An 18,350-nucleotide genomic window follows, 5' to 3' on the forward strand; every position below is an offset into this window, starting at 1 on the left:
AAACTCCTAAACTCCTAAACTCCTAAACTCCTAAACTCCTAAACTCCTAAACTCCTAAACTCCTAAACTCCTAAACTCCTAAACTCCTAAACTCCTAAACTCCTAAACTCCTAAACTCCTAAACTAACTTTCTCACTGTTATGCAATTTCTCGTCACTACGTTTCCCTCGAAATGACGAATTCATGAACTTCTCAACTCTTACTGATGACTCCAATTATCGGGTTCGTCACTATTGCCTGGTGAAAGTCCGATGATATCTCCATCAGTGTTGACGCCTAGACCAACGACCATACGGTTTACATAATTAAAGTAACTAGTGACTTGGTTGATTTCTAGAATTTCGCCTTCAGAGAAGCCTACGGTTTTTAGATGCTCTATATCGTCTTTAGTAATGGTGTGATGGGCTTGGGTGAGTTTTTGTGCATGTACAATACCATCTTTATAATGGGTATCAAAAAAAGTAGCTACCGTATCATCTTGTACACGTTGATAAAAAGCAGCAGCACGATCATCATCTGCGAGTAATCGTGTGAATCCAGCCAGATGGTGTTGTACACAATAATCACATTTATTGAGATAACTCACGTAGACTCCTATCGCTTCTAAATACCATTTGGGCAAGGTATTATTGGAATTATGAAGGACACTTTTATATAAGGTCATATGCCCTTTTAATGTATGCGGTCGCAAACTATGTATAGACAATACATTGTCTATATTGTTATCAGGACCTTTTACGCGGTCGTACATACGTTTTAAAAGGCCTTCTGCTTCATCATATCCTAGGGTTTTTATCCAACTCATTTATTATTTTTTTATTTAATATTAAAAATCAAAATTAATCTAACAATTACCATCCTGATTTAATACAACTATACACTATTTCTGAAAATTTTTTCTCATCTGACCATATCATTTCGCAGTTAAGCTCTTCTGGAGGGAGAACAGTTATATAGTAAACAATAGGATCTTCTACACCTTCATCCAAATACATAAAATAATAACTATCTGAACTATTTGTATCATAAATTACAATAGGTCTATTCATTTCAATTTTACTATATAATAAATCTCTTTGAAAATAATCTATTAATTCATCTAATTCTCCTCCGTTATGAAAAAACCAACAAAACTTCCCGGCTAAAAAAAGAAACTCTCTATATGATTTAGGAAAACGGTTTCCTTTATTATATTTTTTCTCAAGATTTTCTATTTCACTTATAGACACACCTTTATTTGTAAATCCATCAGGTTTATTTTTAGGAGTCTTTTCTAATAATTTTAAATACTCTATTTCCACTATACCTTTTCGCTTTAAGCAAACATACAAAACCCTTCTACAACAACGGTTTGAAAAAAAGTAAACTTTTTTGCGACTTTTTTAATACATATCTTACTAATAGTATGTAAATAGAATAAGATCCCGCTATACAGCGGGATTAGTTCAACTTACAATGTTGCGTTCGTCGTATAGACTCCTCAACATTGAGGTTCACTAAAATCATCTTTAATGCGCAAAGAAGAAGCATTTACACAACTCATAAAAGAAAACGAAGGGATCATTTTTAAGATTTCTAGGGTGTATTGTGATACGCTTGAAAATCAAAAGGATCTGTATCAAGATATCGTATTTCAATTATGGAAAGGGTTTGACAGTTTTAGAGGAGATTCTAAAGCCAGTACTTGGATGTATCGTGTGGCGTTAAACACTGCCTTTACCTTCTTAAAAAAGGAAAAGCGAAAAGGCACCGCTGTAGGAATAGACAACCTACATCTGAAATATGAGCCTGACGACCCGATTCTGGAAGAACGACTCGCAGAAATGTATGCTCAGATACGGCAACTTTCTGATGTCAACAAAGGGATCATCCTTCTTTTATTAGAAGGTAAAAAGTATGAAGAGATTGCCTCCATTACTGGATTTTCTAGAAGTAAAGTAGCCACACGCATCTCTCGTATCAAAGAAAAACTAAGAACACAACTGGTTAAAAAATAACACTATGGAACTTGAAGAAATGCAAGCTGCCTGGTCACAAATGAGCCAGGAACTAGAAAAACAAAAACAATTAACAGACGAAATTATACTCAAAATGACACAACAAAAATATACCTCACAATGGAATAAGATCTTTACTGCAGAAAAAATAGGAGGCGTGGTTTGCTACGTAGCATTGGTCGTATTATTAGCTAATTTTAAAACATTTGACACCATCTCCCTACAAGTATCTGCTATTTTATGTATGCTCATCCTTGCTGTACTTCCTATTCTTTCCTTAAAAACGATACGAGGGATGCAACAAGTGAATGTCACTAAAATGAATTATAAAGAAACCATGGAAACCTATGCTAAAGGGAAAAAGAACTTTGTCAATTTTCAAAAATTGAACGTTGGAATTAGTTTTCTATTTATGACTCTTACAGTACCTGTTTCGGCTAAGTTATTTAATGACGAAAATCTATTTGAAACGCTGGATCCTAAACTCGGTATTGCCGTACCATTTATGCTTGTCTTTTTCGGACTTCTTATTTGGTTTGTGACACGTTGTTACAAAAAGGTGTTACGTAGTTCTGAAACGATCTTGAAAGAGATTGAGGAGTAATGTTCTTTTTAAGAAGAAACTGAATACGTCATGCTGAATTTATTTCAGCATCTCATCCTACCAATTCTAAAAGTAGTGAGACCCTGAAATAAATTCAGGGTGACAAAAATAGTACAGAAATTCCTCCCTTCCGTCTGTATTTCGTTCCTCCATACAGCCACCTTCCCTCTACAAGGGAAGGAGCTTTATAAAAGGATAAATACAAAAACCGAAATATTAATTCAAGACTCCACTGAAAAAGCAAGATTATCCTGCCTTTATGGGCAGATTCAACTTACATTATTAGATTCGTTTTACAAACTTTGCAAAATTGAGCTTTACTAAATTATTCCTTTTATATACGCTTTCGCGAAATCGAGCTAGCGAGATTCATGACCAAAGGGAGAGCGAAGCGTTAAAGCGAACTTATAAGACCTGCCTGCCGGTAGGCAGGTTTACAACTATAGAGCCTGAAACATTAAAGCATAAAAAGGTTTCGCATAACACGTTCTCGTATTATTGCATCGCATGTACCACTCTTCGAATAGCATCTACGTGGTATTTGATAATACGAGAGCGTCCTTCTGAGGTCATTAATATCGTATTAAATTCTTCTCTATTATCCATAAAGAAATTCTCTGTGAGTATCGCAGGCATTTTCGTTTTCGTAAGGACATAAAAGCGTCCTTCTTTATCGAGATCACCATCCGAAAAATCAGTTCGCAATTTCCGATCTGGAAATGTCTTTTGATATTCTTGACCAAAAATAGAGGCAATACGATCACTTTGAGTCTGTCCTGGAGAGGTGAAAATTTCGCTTCCTATACCACCACCCGCATTGGAATGGATACTTAGATAAAAACATTTTTGACGTGCATAGACATTAGCACGACGTACCCGTGTTTTTAAACTCACATCCCAATATTCTGGAGCGATATTTACATATGGAATTTTTAAGAACGTAAGATCTTGAATAATCCCATTCACAATCGCACGATTAAATTCGCCTTCATAGATCACATTCCCATCACCCCAGTCTTTTCGTTTGCCTGGGGTTTGGTATGTGTTATTGATAAGGCCGCCATGACCATTGTCTAAGAGTACAAGCATTTTTTATAATTGAGCTTGATCACTCACAATAACTTCAAGATCTCCTTCTTCAAACAAAGGACCACTACCTACTCGTATCGTATTTATTCTAAACGTAGTGTAATAACTACTATATCCTTTAAGCCATAAATATACATGATTATCTGTTCCTACATACTGACCTGCTGTCACCCTCGCTAGATCTGCTCGTGATACATTTGATTGTGTTCTAATAATATTATTTCCTGCATTATAACAATATCCAACCCATACGATATCTATAATCTCTCCTGCCCCATAAAAATATCCTTCAGCACTAAAGTGATACATGTGACTGTGGCTATCTACTCGCATAGGTGTTTTTATATGAAAATAAGTGTTACCTCCAGTTGGGATATGCCTAAACTTTACAATACCTCTTCTTTCTGAAGCATAGGTATTAGGTTCTATACTTGCTATATTAGCAGCATCTATGTTCAACAAATCACCAACATCTCTTTTCAAAACTAGTTGATGACCTGATAAATTCTGTGTATTTACTTCATTAAGGGGTTCTTTTCCATATACTACATATGTAGGATTTGAACTTGGAAATACAATATCTGCAGTACTATAAGCAATCTGGATATCTAAAACGTCATCAGAATCTATGAGGTAAGTAGCACCTCCTCCTCGTAACATCACATAAAAGGCACGGTTATAAGGTGTGCGACCTGCATCTGCAAGCATATTAGAATATACTTCTCTAAAATCTAAAAGCATCCAATCATATTGAGCACCTCCCCAATTTCCTGCATTTAACCTAAATTCGGCAGTTAAAGCCCCTTTATGCGTAGGGGTATTCCAAGTATCTGGTGCAGGATCATTAAACCCCCTATGAATATTTAATTCTCGTATTCTATTTTGATTCCCGCCTTTGATAACTACCTGATAGTATTTATCTGCATCACCTTCTACCATGATGGTTTCAGAATATTGACGTTTATATCTATTGTCATAGAAATTAGACTTTGGTACTATTACAGTGCTTCCATCGGTAATTGTTAGCGTTGTGCTATCATCTGCATCGTCAACTGTACTTATTACCTCCCCAGTATCTATATGTCTATAACTGTCAATAAGTTCACCAAATTGCCCTTCTGATGGTGTATCTCCAGTTTCAAAGTATTGCTTTAATTGTTCCTTACTTGTTGCCATAATATAAATTTTAATCTTTTTATTTTTAGTTTATTGTAAATGTTGTCCCTATATCCATGCTACTCACACCAATTGTAGGGAATGATACTCCATTATTAGGGATTACAGTATCTGGTAGTGTCAGAATCTTTTCTTCCGTACTCAACATACCAGAAGTATTCTCTGTAATTACTTTAAAGTGATGATATCTATTAGTCCCTTCACCATCTTGTACTAATAATAGGGGTGATTCTGCATCAGTTTCAGACAAGGACACTTCTATTTGATTATCATTCGTTTGTAATTCATAGATCTTATACCAATTTCCTTGACTATTCATTTTATAAAGGTGATACTTTGCATTATACACTTGTTTCTCCCATGACAAACGAACTGCTGATAATACTATAGTGCTATCATTATTTGTAGTATCGTCATATGAATTTATATTTGCTTCATAACTAAGTTCTGGAGAGGATGGTGTATTTACTTCTACCATCATAGTTGCTACAATTTTAGAAGCTTTTGATGGTGCAAAATCATCTACTAAAACACCTTCTTTATCTATATATGTTACAGCTCTAGATACAGTAATTCTATAGTATAATCCTTGTCCATAGGGAACTTCTGTAAGATCTGAGAAATCGTCATATACTTTTAATACAGACTGTCCTGCATACTGTTCTTGTGTTAAATCAATTACTTTTACAGGATTCATTGTTCTTACTGATTGAGCATCTAATTTATTTGTAGCTCTATAGACTGTCAATCTCTGAATATTCTGTGCTTCTGAATAGGCATTAATCTCTAGTTGCACTTTTGGTGTTATTCCTAATATTTGATTCTCCAAAACTGGCATAATACGTTTTATCTCCGGTTGTTCTGGTGCATTTGTATTTACTAATTTAACAGGCCCTAAGAAGGGACTAAATGGACTCATTTTCATTTGAGTACTTAGCTCTTTTGCGCCATAGAAATACAAATTATTTGAGGTTCCATCTAGAGTAAAATCAGTAAATAGCGTTTCGTTTGGAGCTTCGCCTATAATTTTCATCATAGGCGCCATATCAAACTCTGGAGCTTCATCATCTGGTCCTAATGTTTTAGGATCTACCGGTGGTAATGTGTGTCCATTACGATCATATACGACTTGTTTTTTAGCAATTGGTTGATATTCTGAGTCATTAAGATATTGATACAGAATTGGAATTTCAGTAAGAGGCACAAATGCATTATAAATGAACCCTTTTACAAAGTTTAAAATTTTAGGATCACCTACGGCTAAATCTCCAGGCGACTCTGTAATAAGAGGTTGCCCTAATTCCCCTAATATCGTATTAGCCCATTCATAGAGTGATACTTTATCAGGATTTGGGAATTTGTAACCATCTTCAGAAACATCTGCTGGGGGATATACCTTATAATCACCATCCATTTCTAATTGTCCGAAATTTAAAAAGTTTTCCCAACGGTTATTTAAGTATTCTTCATTGTTTCCTCCTAATAGTGCTAATTGCGTTCGGATTTCTCTTACGGTTGCTTTTTCATACAGTGAATTAAGTATGGCTTCATCATTAGCTCTATAAAAGAGTACTCCATGTGGTTTATGTTGATATTTAGTAGTCAAAGTATATGTTGATCTTCCATAAAAATCAGGACGTGTTGCATATACGCCTCCTTCTGGTTGTTCTGGAGGTAATGCCTCAATAAGTTCTTGAGCATACATTACAGCGGGAATACTCATTTTTGACACAAAATCATCATCTGTATCCTGGCTTCTAAAACCAAAAATTGAATACTTCATTCCTTCTCCCTCATCTGGAAGTATATTACTTTCTGTAAGTCCAAAAGTTGCATCAGCATATAAGTATACCTTATATCCGGGATAAAAGTTTGCTTCTATATTATTTCCAGTTTGAATTGCATCATATCCAGTATCAGTAGAATCAAAAGCAGGGTCTTGAACATAAACAACTAGATCATTATAGGGCTGTACTGTTTCTCCTACACGTATAACATTTTCTATTTTAAGTACAGGTAACACCTTACGAGACCCTGTAGGAATCCCTGAAGCCATTGTCGCTTCAGTAAATAAACGAATGATTCCTCCGCTCCATTCTACACTCACCCCATTCTCATTATATTGTGAATGTTCATGTAATTGAATTCCATGAAATGTAATTTTGTATAATCCTGTATTTTGGGCAGTTACATTTCCATTTTCATCTAAAGACTCTATCGTAGTATGGTTAGAACTTTCATCTGACCATATACCTCGTGTCTTCTCTAGGTAACGATCTTCTATTCCATCATCATCAACTAATGTGATCACTTCTCTATGAATATTTGAATTTTCTCCAACTTTAACATTGACAGCATATGGGTTAGGATTCCCCCAATTATCAGGGGTTTGCATATTCTCAAATGCCATAAAATATCCATCTCCTATAATTTCAGGTGAAACAAGTTCTCCATCTGTTTGGTTAGAAGGCATTCCTCCATTGACTATAGACTCTGTAATTTCTTTTTTATAGACTGTAAATTGTGGTCCCTGAGTAGCTTGTTCAACTTCTTGTATTAAATAATTATCAGTTCCCATTGTAAAGAAACCACCTATATAATTAGCTTCTGTACCTGGAGCTACTGTAGGAGTTACGGTTTGCCCAGTACTCGCAATAAAATAATCTCCTGTTTGGATTATGGATAGTGTTTCGTCAGAATTGTGATCTGTAACTGTTAATGCTTTCCCTATTATGTTATTAGGGACTTCATTTCGAAAGAACACCTCAATATTTTCAGCAAAAATTTCATCATTATCCGAATATACACTAGTGGTATCAGCAATCAATTCTGAATTAGTAATAGAATCGTCTACAGGAATCTGATAATTTTTAAGTTCATGATAACTATGGTAATCAAATGATAGACGAATAAGTGTTCTATCTCCATTAGGGTTAATTCCACCTAATCGATCTTGTTCACTCGCCGATGTTAATAATAAAGGGCTCTCACTTCGTATTAAATGTGCCGCGGTATTAGAAGGTGGCAGTAATGGGTTTTTGGGACGCAACTCTGTACTAATAGATACTGTTGTACCACTTGCTGTCGCTCTTGAAAACCAATTAATACCATAACTACTATAATGATGTGTCCCACTTACTCTTTGCCTATGTGTATAATACGCAGCATCTGTAGAAGGAATCATTAGAAAACGTGATTCAAAATGGGGTTCTTCTCCTGTTGGAACAGCATTTTCATACCGTATTTCCTTAGGAAGTTCTGGTTTTCTCCATTCCTGTTCATTATCCATTTTATATTCTAAACCTCCATACACTGTATTGGTTATGGCACTTAAGTTTATATATTCATTAGAATTAAAGAAAGGAACATCAATCTGATCTTCTGGCAGGTTTTCATTGTATAACTTTACATAACGAGATAAACCATCATGTGTATACCCCTCTTCATCAGTAAGCACTATATTTCCTATAGACAATCCAGGTTCTATATTATTTAAGTTTACTGCTAACGGTAATCGACTTGTAGCATCAGATGTAGGCAAACTCATAAAAAGGTGATGTACATCTCTCTCTCCTTGACCATCTTCAAGATCTGCCACTGTATAATATTCTGCAACATACACATACAAAGGACTTTTGTATGCCTGAACAGTGATCTGCTTACCTGTAGCATCTTTTGTAGTAAAAGATTCAGGGGTATTTATATCTAGTGTTCCTAAACCTAGCAAACGAGCAACATGATAGTCATTAGCTGCGATAGCTAACAAATCTAAATTGGATATTGAGACAGCATCTGTTGGATCATTAGGATCATTTCCTAAAGGAATTGATTCTACAGCTGTAGGATTAGAAGCTTCATTACTTAAAGAAATGTATTTATCTACAACTTGTTTTATATTACGATCACCTGTCTCCACGGCTCCTTCCCATCTATCATGATAATTATTAATATTGACATAAGCTTCATCATTAAATCGTTGCCAAACTCCATGCACATCTCCATGGGACGGTTCGAGTTGTTCATAGGCTGTATTCGTGTCAAGTGTTAACGCAAAATCTCCTAATTCATCCCAACCCGTTGTTGTATTTATCTCGTCAATAAGTGTATCGTAGAATTCAAAATCAATGGAACTTAAAGTCACTCCTGAAATTTCTCCACGGACTGCTTTTCCATTTTCACATAAGAGTCTGAGTGAACTTCCAACTTGAGATCCTTGTAAACTTCTTCTATTGGAAACAATTTTACTTGCGATAGCTGTATCTGCTTCTACAGAGAGTGTTTCCATTTTGATTGTTTTTTGTACTGAAGAGATACCTTGTTCAAAATAGCATCGCGCAGCAAAAAAGAGTCCTGAAGCACTTTCTATTTCTATGAGTTGATCCCCATAGGCTTCTAAAAACGCTGTTGGTTGTGATAATGGATTGATGGTCGCTACTATTTGATTATATAGTATCGTATTATTAAAACGGATACTAAAATCCTTATCCTCTATTCTATATATCCATAGATAATTGGTATTGTCAACTACTTCAGGTGTATCTACTATAAAATCTAGCGTTGTCGTTTTCTTTTTATATGCAGCTCTATAAATACGTACATAATCTTTTGGTTTGTTAAAATTAACGTTAGTGGTTGCATAATCTCCCTTTGGCAAGTGTTTCTCACCTAAAGCACCACGCAATGCCCAGCGCAAATGTCTTCCCTTCGTACTTTCCTGACCATTAGAACCAGCTGCTTGTAAATATAGGTGTTGAGACTGTATAGCGGTCGTATCTGTAATCGTAATAATTGAACCAGGTTCAATAAATTCTACTGTTGCTGTATCTATACCCTGACCTACATTCTCTACTGAAAACCCAAGTAATGCGGTCTCTATTGTCGTAGATGAAGTTAGTAAGGTCGTATATACACCATTCTCACCCGTCATCCCACTAGGATTTTCTAGTGTCCCAGCATCATTTAGATTTAATATAGTAACATACTCTCCTTCTGTAACTGGCTCTCCATTATCATCATTAAGCTGTACAGTGATCAAAGATTGTGAACTACCGTTCGCCATTATTTCTGTTGGACTCGCCGTAATTGTACTTTGTTCTAGATTAACAAGACTACCTATGACAACCAAAGCAGTATTAATACTAAGGTTATTTTCATTATTCAGGTAAAAAGATAACGTGACAGTTTCTAATAATTGACTGGAAGTGAGCGTTGCTTGATAAGTTCCATTATTATTATCTGTGGTATTACTTATAGCAGCACTTGCTTCATCATTTTTTATAATAGTTATGTCTTGCCCTCCTTCTGTAACAATCTGACCTTCACTATCTTTTAGCTGTACAATTATTGTTGATGTTGATGTTCCGTTAGCTGTTATTTCAGTAGGATTTGCTGTTATTGTACTTTGATTAAGATCAATTCCTCTATAGAATTCACAGATAAAAGCTCTAATTAAAGGCTTATCGCTTACAAAATGAGAAACACCAATCCAGGCTTCAGAATTAGTTTGAAAATTATACAATTGATCAGAAAGCAGCTCTACGTTATTCTGAAATTCGGTTGTAGGCAATTCTTGTAATTGTTGTGTAAGACAACTGTTTAAGTTTAGGTCTAATGCAAAAGTATTATATACAGATCCTCCATTATATATTCCCAATATTTTATTGTTGAAAATTTGAGGATGTAGAATATCATGAGAATTTGAGCCTAATCTGAATCTATCAATATGATTTAAATTAGTTGTAAATTTTCTAAAACTATCATCTGTAACAGAATAGAAATAAACTTGATTTTGATAGATTTCTAAAAAAGAAGATAGTTGAGGATTAGATTCATCAAAAATCATTTTTTCAACATTAAAGGTATTTATATCCAATCTAGCTATAAATGTACGGGTAAAGTTAGTAGTTATAGTAGGGGAAGGCAATGACAGTTCGTTTACCATTCCCGAGATATACACTTTGCCATTTTCAACAGCACTTAAATTTGTAATTCTTCTAAAATTAATCGTTCTATCTGATAGTTCTACATCTTGTAGAATGTGACGATTTATTGTGGTTAAGTCTGTATTAATTATAAAAATTGCAGCATGCTTTTTTTCCGAAGTAGATGAATAATCAATTATATCCTCTCCAAAAAGAGCAATGCTATTATTAAAGGATGTTGCATTTATAATGAATGTTAATGCATGATTGAAGGAAATACGTTTCTGATTAATAGCATTTCCATTAAAATCAATTTTGTATATGAATATATCTAATATACCATCATGACCTTCACCAGAGATTGCTATTCTATCTTGTATTATTATAAATATTGCTCCATTTAATTCAATTAACCTCCTTGTAATAATATTTCTAGCTCCTGCTATTCCGCCACTATTTGGATGATTAGAAGCTTGATAATAAATATTATTCCATAAAATGTTTCCTGAATAATCAATTAAAATCATTCCTGTTTTAAAGTCAGGATTATCAGTATAGACTGAACTTTTGTAAAGAAAGACAATGCCTGTCCCAATATCTATACCATCTTGAAATTCTGTATACTGTAAATTTTCATTAAAATAGGATTTACTCCATAATATATCACCTTCAAAATTTAACTTAGCAATATTTAAACCATCATTAGATTGTCCTAATATGTATATACCATCAGAAAACTCAATAACTTTTCTTGTACTAAAACCTGTATATCTATTAAAAAAACTCATTTTCGTTTCTTTTTTATTCGTTAATTAAAATATTCTCTACTATTACACTATCTGTAGCTACATACTCATTACCCTGTTCCCATCGTAGATATGTAAATTTGATATTCAATGCCGAAGTAGTTATTTTTTTGCTACTATGCATAATCAATACTTGTGAATAGTCTTTACTATATAATGTCTTATATGCTGTACTGCTCTCTCCATTTCCATCTACTACTTCAATAGTTCCTTTGATACTATTCAATGGAATCTTTGGATCATTAAAAGGTTCTGGACTTTTTATCAATAATGCGATAACATCTCCTGTCGTAGCATTCATAACCTTATTAAATTCTGTCGTTGCAGGAGGATCTAACGGATTTATTCCAAATATTCCTTCAGTAGCTCTATCAAAAAAGTGGAGATATTGTGTTTCCCAAGGATCATTTACAGGCCCTTCTTCTGCTTCTACTAATGCATATGCTGCATTTATAGATGCCGTATCTACAGCTACTGGAATTTCATATATCGCTTTTCCAGTGTTTTCCTGATCATCAGAGACGATATAACTTTCAACCTGAGCTTTGAAGTCAGCATATCTTGATGTCTGAAATACAAATTGATGTACAGGTTCACTCAATACGGTTCCATTGAATACTTCAAAAGCATTATAGAAAAGCGCTGTATATAATTTCTGCGGTTTTAAATTTGTAAGTGTAACTGTATAGAATGAACTATTAGGAACTATTGGATCTCCAAGATCAATATCACAAGGTATCTCTCCATTCTCAATCATATTATTGATTGCTTGTATATGAGGCGGTAACAATGGGTTATTATCTATGTTCCAAGTCGCATCTTCTTGCCCAATATCGATGATACTACGTTCAATGGTTACCCCATTAATCTCCCAAGAAACCTTACCACCAATTAAATCTGTATTCTCAGAGAGTATTGCATCATCATCAATTCGTATATGATACTTATTAGATATCTGCAGATATTGCCAATCTAAGGTGGAATACATCCCTATCTGCTGATTATCATTATCAAATAATGTGACAACGCTCGGTGTTCCATTCAATACTTCAGCACTTTCAAATTCTAGCCAAGTAGCAAATGTTTCACCCACAGGTACAGACTCTTCATTATAATCTGCTGGTAGTGGATATGGAACAATAACATCGGTTACTGGGTCTTTAATTGCAATATGCAATGCTCCATCTAGTTCAGGCATTCCTAAATACGGGTGCCATTTATTAAGCATATGCTCTGTAAGCGATTTATTAAAAAACAAATCTATTTTACATTGGTGATGTCCATAAAAGAGTGGTTTAGCCCTTAATAAATTACCATTTGCATTTGGATACGAACGCTTATAGTCTATATAAGATCGTAGTGACGTAAGTGTATACTCTTCTTCTGTTGCTCCATTTGGAGGGTAATTCACATTAGGATGCTTATGGAAATGACCCAAAGGTCCAGCGGTTCTAAATCCATAATAATAGTCATAAATTCCAGGCTCGCTTTCGCCATTATCTACTTCATCTTTTAAAGTATATTTTACATAATAGGTTGTATTAGGTCTCCATATAGGTTGTGCTGCTTGTTGCAATGCATCAATCATATCTTGATGTTCTGCTTCTATAGCTTCTGAACCAGGAATTGCTTCATTCCACTGATGATCTTCTAAGGTTAACCAACATACTTCTTGAAGTGAGGTTACACAACTTTCTACTGGTTTAGGATCACAATCACAATTCCCTAACTCGTAAATCATGGCTAAAATTAATTCTGCCATAAATACCGCTGTAGACAGATTATCATCAAAAAATCCATTTGGATATACCTCTAAATCACCTAAGGTTGGTTGTAGTAAATTCAATAAGTCATATTCAGGGTACTGCATGTTAAATGCCTCAATATCATGTATGAATTTTTCAAAACATCCACTATAAGGTTCATACTTAACTGAAATAGGAATATTAATGTTTGACTTAGTTTCATCATCTCCTCCAGGTACACCTATCGCGTCTATACACGCATATAACTCTGTTTTAAGTATATTATAAAAATCACATACGACATCATCTTTTTCACAAGAAACACCTCCTGATTCTTTACAACAAGAAGCTTTAGCAGTGTTTAATTGATTAGAAAGATCACTATATACTGTACTTTGAGTAAAGCTACTTCCTGAAACATCGCCATTAGCGTTAGCATAAGATGTCTTTTCTAAATTTGCTAAGCTAGTTTTTATATCCTTTAATGTTTTTGAATTACAGTTTTTTGGAGTGATGATCACTTTACTTATCTGATACTGGTCATTAGTATACTCAACAATACTACTTAACTGACTCGCTGTGTTATATGTAGACTCAATAAGTGCATACTGTACTTGACTGACATCATCGTTTATTATCGTTCTATAATAATCAACAGTAACTCCTTCTGCATCAGTAGTAAGCTTTAAACTTGTTTTCACCGATGGTTCTGGTAAACGAATCACTAATCTATTTTCATTTCTAAAGGCTAGAGATCGTGCAAAATCATGATTATTGACAATATTGGCAACCTCCATATAATCGTCTAGTGCAACAGTGACTGTTCCATTAGTAATATCATATCCATTTTCTCCAGCTAGTACAAAATAAGCGCCATCAATAAAATGGGCATTATACATAATAGGAATGTGATATTGCGTTCCTAGCGGTATTCCTAAAACATTGGCACAATCTTCTTCACGTTCCTCTTCTCTACAATATAATGTTGAAGGTGTAATTCCATATTGTTCAGGAATAGACCATCCCGGCTCTCCTGCTTCCATATATGTAAAAGGTGTTGTTGCTAATAAACGAATGGTATCGTATTGCTTTTCTTTAAGCTGCCAGTATCCTATACGTAAGTTCTCGACTTCCGATCTATTATCTTCATGTACCATTGCTTTAAATGGATGATAGTCTTGCCAAGTTCCATTCCAAGCTTTAATTTCAATATCTTCTATAGAATAGCGATGTCTTACTTGGCGTAGTTCGTATCCACCAGTCACAGTTCTTTGTGGAGGGATGAGATCTACAAATTTTTCAGGAGGAAATGTATATCCACCTATTTTATTTGATATAGCGCCAGGCACTAATCCTTTAATCGCCTTAAATTCAATATAGGTATCTAAAGGAATAATTGCATCGTGAGCTATTTCGCTAGGATCTACAGGAGAAGAGATATTCACTCCTAGATAATCCAAATCAAATGCCTCATTCGTAAGCATATGGATTCCTTTCACTAACTCTTCAGTACGATCTAACTGACCATTTTCAGTAGAGAAAGGAAGAGGTGCCACAGGAGAGCGGTCTACCATTTTGTTTTTCTCCCATTTCAGTTTTACTGTAAAGTTTTTGCATACATTAGCAAAGACGATCTTCGCGCAAACACGTAATTTAACTTCTGCATATATTAGAAAAGGTTTTGACGCTTCTGCCGAAAATATAGCATCCAATTCTAGCGTTACTCCTACAATCCAAATATCAATATCAATACTACCTCCAGCAGCAATATATCCACCTATTTGTGGGCGTTCAAAACTCACGAACCCTCCCATCTCTAAGTAGGCAAGTATATGTACTTTGGCTGGGCCAAAACGTTTTCTCAATTCAAAGTCTAAGCGAGCACCTGCTTCAATACCTTGTGCAGAAAGCATTAAGTATGATTGACCTCTTAAAATTGTAAGAATTTCTGCTGTAATGGGTGTGTCACGTGTACCAAAATTAACATACCAAGCCGAAGGATTATCAAAGAAAAAGCCCATTTGTGCTTCGGCATAGATATCTAAAATCGAACCATTATCTGGTATCTGGAAATCTGCTCCCATACCAAACTCTATCGAGTTATCACCCCAGGCAAAGAATGCGAAAAATGGTGGTTCTCTATCATCTGTGAGGCCTAATCGTGCACTAAGAATGCTCCCTCTACCTTCTAACAAGAAGAGTGTAGGCATAGAAAGCAATAACATGGTTCGAACTGAAAATACAGTTCCTCCATCAAAACTAGTTCCTAAAACCGCTCCTGCGCCTAAAGAAATAGGCAATTCATAATCTTCTGTTCGTTCAGGGCCGCTCATTTTTTCAACATGAACCCCTTTAGGTTCATACGTATAATAGTCATACCAACTATCTTCTCCAGAAACGAGACCAACCGCCTCTTTTTCTGCGACATATCTAAAACCTAATAAGCCTCTAAACCCATAAATACCTAAAGGTCCAATTGGAATGGGTGCTGGAAGATCTATAAAGGCATCTATGACAAATGCTGGATATCGCGGTGCTAATCGCATTGCGGCACCCCCTGCAATTTTTGCTTTAGGAAGCTTAAGCGAAATTTCTCCTGTATATTCTGGAGATGTTCCTGGATCTGGTAATGATAATGCTCCATTAATAATAGCTACAGCACTTTCTGGACTTGCTGTGCCAGGAATAACAAGATTTACCTCTATACTAGACACGTGTATAAAACTATCGCCATTACCTCCAAACTCATCATTATCTGTGGTATAGTAGTATTTAATTCCATCACCACGGGCATCAAGACCTAATGGATTTATACTTATAGCGCCATCAAATCCCCAATAATTATAGGTACGCATATCACCATTATGCTCCAATTGTGTTGATCCATAATGAATTCCTGTAACTGCCATTTCAACAGGACCTAGATTAAGAGAGATATTTAAAGGAATAAATCCATTTCCTCCTACTATTTCGATACTTCCATTATCATAAATACGCAACTGTGGAATTTCAATAGCTTGATCACCAATAAAAGACTGCATGATCGCATTATTCTCAAAAGAGATTTGACAGGAAGTCCCGATGTAGAACCTCCCCTCATCTTTTCCTAACTCCGCCGTTAATAAATTGAGCGTCATAAAATTGAATAGATTAATCGGTAATCCTGAAGGCAAAAAGGCTGCTGTTAGATTAAAATCATCTTCGCTATGCCAATGTCCTACGAGGTCTATTAACAGATCTTCATTTGGATTATTAACACCTTTAAACTTCGGAATCTCTATCTGCGCATGAAGATTAGACTCTATGACTTGCCCATGATGGAAGGTTAAATCAAAAACATCAAATCCTAAACGCCAGGCTCTTTCAGGATTACTCCCTAACTGGAACCACATAAATTTATTTGGATTCAGAGCATTGATATAGTTAAAAAACTGTTGTTCTTCATTAAACTGAATGACAGCACCTTGAGCTGTTATCGTAAATGGATATTGAAATTTTGGTTCACTAGGATTATCCAGCGTATTTACATGTGCTAATAATGCTGTATAATCAGGAATTTCTGTTTCTGTATTGTTGACGAGAACTGTTAGCGGATAATTAAAATCAAAATATTCACTAAAGTAATCTGTTACCACGTCATCTTGCATAGCATGGGTTGCTCTTAGTGCAATGGTTCCTGACATACCTCCCGTACCGATGAGTAGTTTTCTTCCAGAAATAACTAAGGTTTGTCCCGTTTCTTTTTTGAACCATTTTTTAGGTAAGAAAATATCGGTGCGTTCCATGTATACGCCCATAAATTCTGGTGGGCGATTATCTTCATCTGCTTCTATAATATTCTCGGTGGTACTGATATCAATTTTTAAATTTTTGATATCAATGATCAACCCTGTATTTCCAACTTGTGCAGGGAAGTTAGTATTCAGTACAATATCTAGATTATATCCTAATCCTGTTTCTGTATCTGCATAAAACAGGGCTTCTCCAAAGCTTAATAATACTTTAGGGTTTCCTTCCCCATCGGTTTCTGGAACCTCTGTAAGTGGTTCTCCCATAGAACCATCTATTGGATGGATTCCTTGCTCATCATATACAGGTTTTAGGATAGAACGTGGGAATTCAACCCCTGCTCTAAGTTGGAGCGTTGCTTTTACTTTGGGTAGTAAAAGATCTTTAATATACTCTTCTATATCTTGTGGCAGAAGACTTCTAAAAAATTCTTTTAACTTTACTTTTGTCTCTTCTACATCATTGGTTAAGATATAGGCTCCAAAAGCCATAATTGTTGCATAATCCTGCGTTTTAGCATAAATATCTTTTACAACATCTGTAAGTGTTGTGTTTTCTGTCGGAGCAGAGATATTTGCCTCTGTATTAAATGCATTTAAGTCATTTACAAACTGCTCTAAAGCTGTTGTTGTATCATTTACAGGTTCTGTAAATATATTTATGAAATTAGCAATCGCATCTTCTTCCGAAATACTTAATACACGTAAAGCGGTTTCAAAAAATGACTTAGGGGAGAAATCAAATTGATCCAAATTAAAAGAACGTAAATAGACCAGCAATTTCCACTCATAATCAATAGTGATAGGAAATGATGAAATGTTTGCATCATCTGCATCTGGATTTAATACCAAGAATATGCCTGTGCCTGGGACTTCGATATCAATCCGATCTCTCGTTACAATAGACAAAGTATAAAAAGCCGCATCTCCCCTTGGGCTTTTACTGTATTGTAAATCTTTAAAATGGATTTTATCAAAAAGAAAGACAATGCCATCTTTGATAAACCCTAATATTTCTGGGATTTCATCCTGATTTACCACACTGGATAATGTTGGATAAAACCGTTGTGCTAATGCTACTGTATTATTTTCTTCTGTAGACATATTCTTTATTTTTTATTCATTGAAATAGCGATGTAGAATTATTAGTTTTAGTTACTTTTATAGCAAAAGACCCCTCTATAAAAAGCTCACTAAAAGCATTTTACCTGTTACTTTATTTCA

Annotated in this window: 8 protein-coding genes; 2 read left to right on the forward strand and 6 right to left on the reverse strand. The window is 35.0% G+C overall.

Going from position 1 to position 18,350, the window contains the following annotated elements; translation table 11 throughout:
- Nucleotides 1-199: 199 nt before the first annotated feature.
- A complete protein-coding gene (locus tag Q1A60_RS12790; protein ID WP_299767423.1) occupies nucleotides 200-805 on the reverse strand; it encodes a peroxidase-related enzyme in 606 nt (201 codons plus the stop codon).
- Between the two features lie 46 nt (nucleotides 806-851).
- The gene (locus tag Q1A60_RS12795) at nucleotides 852-1,301 is read right to left on the reverse strand and encodes an SMI1/KNR4 family protein (protein WP_299767422.1); all 450 of its coding nucleotides are present in this window, start codon (nucleotides 1,299-1,301) and stop codon (nucleotides 852-854) included.
- A gap of 210 nt (nucleotides 1,302-1,511) precedes the next feature.
- On the opposite strand from Q1A60_RS12795, the gene Q1A60_RS12800 reads away from it, so the two are divergent.
- Both Q1A60_RS12800 and Q1A60_RS12805 read left to right on the forward strand, forming a co-directional pair.
- Nucleotides 1,512-1,997 carry a sigma-70 family RNA polymerase sigma factor gene (locus Q1A60_RS12800; protein WP_299767421.1) on the forward strand — a complete coding sequence of 162 codons (486 nt, stop codon included), beginning with the start codon at nucleotides 1,512-1,514 and terminating at the stop codon, nucleotides 1,995-1,997.
- Nucleotides 1,998-2,001: 4 nt separating this feature from the next.
- On the forward strand, nucleotides 2,002-2,601 hold the full coding sequence (locus Q1A60_RS12805; RefSeq protein ID WP_299767420.1) for a hypothetical protein: 600 nt from the start codon (nucleotides 2,002-2,004) through the stop codon (nucleotides 2,599-2,601).
- 495 nt (nucleotides 2,602-3,096) lie between these two features.
- Here Q1A60_RS12805 and Q1A60_RS12810 read toward each other — a convergent pair whose 3' ends face one another.
- From Q1A60_RS12810 to Q1A60_RS12825, 4 genes are read right to left on the reverse strand one after another with little or no spacing between them, the layout of a single operon-like run.
- Entirely contained in the window at nucleotides 3,097-3,690 is a 594-nt protein-coding gene (locus Q1A60_RS12810) for an N-acetylmuramoyl-L-alanine amidase (RefSeq protein ID WP_299767419.1), read from the reverse strand.
- A 3-nt stretch (nucleotides 3,691-3,693) separates the two neighbouring features.
- Entirely contained in the window at nucleotides 3,694-4,866 is a 1,173-nt protein-coding gene (locus Q1A60_RS12815) for a hypothetical protein (RefSeq protein WP_299767418.1), read from the reverse strand.
- 25 nt (nucleotides 4,867-4,891) lie between these two features.
- Entirely contained in the window at nucleotides 4,892-11,575 is a 6,684-nt protein-coding gene (locus tag Q1A60_RS12820; RefSeq protein ID WP_299767417.1) for an Ig-like domain-containing protein, read from the reverse strand.
- A 13-nt stretch (nucleotides 11,576-11,588) separates the two neighbouring features.
- A complete protein-coding gene (locus Q1A60_RS12825) occupies nucleotides 11,589-18,230 on the reverse strand; it encodes a hypothetical protein (RefSeq protein ID WP_299767416.1) in 6,642 nt (2,213 codons plus the stop codon).
- Nucleotides 18,231-18,350: the final 120 nt, after the last annotated feature.

Source organism: uncultured Dokdonia sp. (assembly GCF_947492535.1).
GTDB lineage: Bacteria > Bacteroidota > Bacteroidia > Flavobacteriales > Flavobacteriaceae > Dokdonia.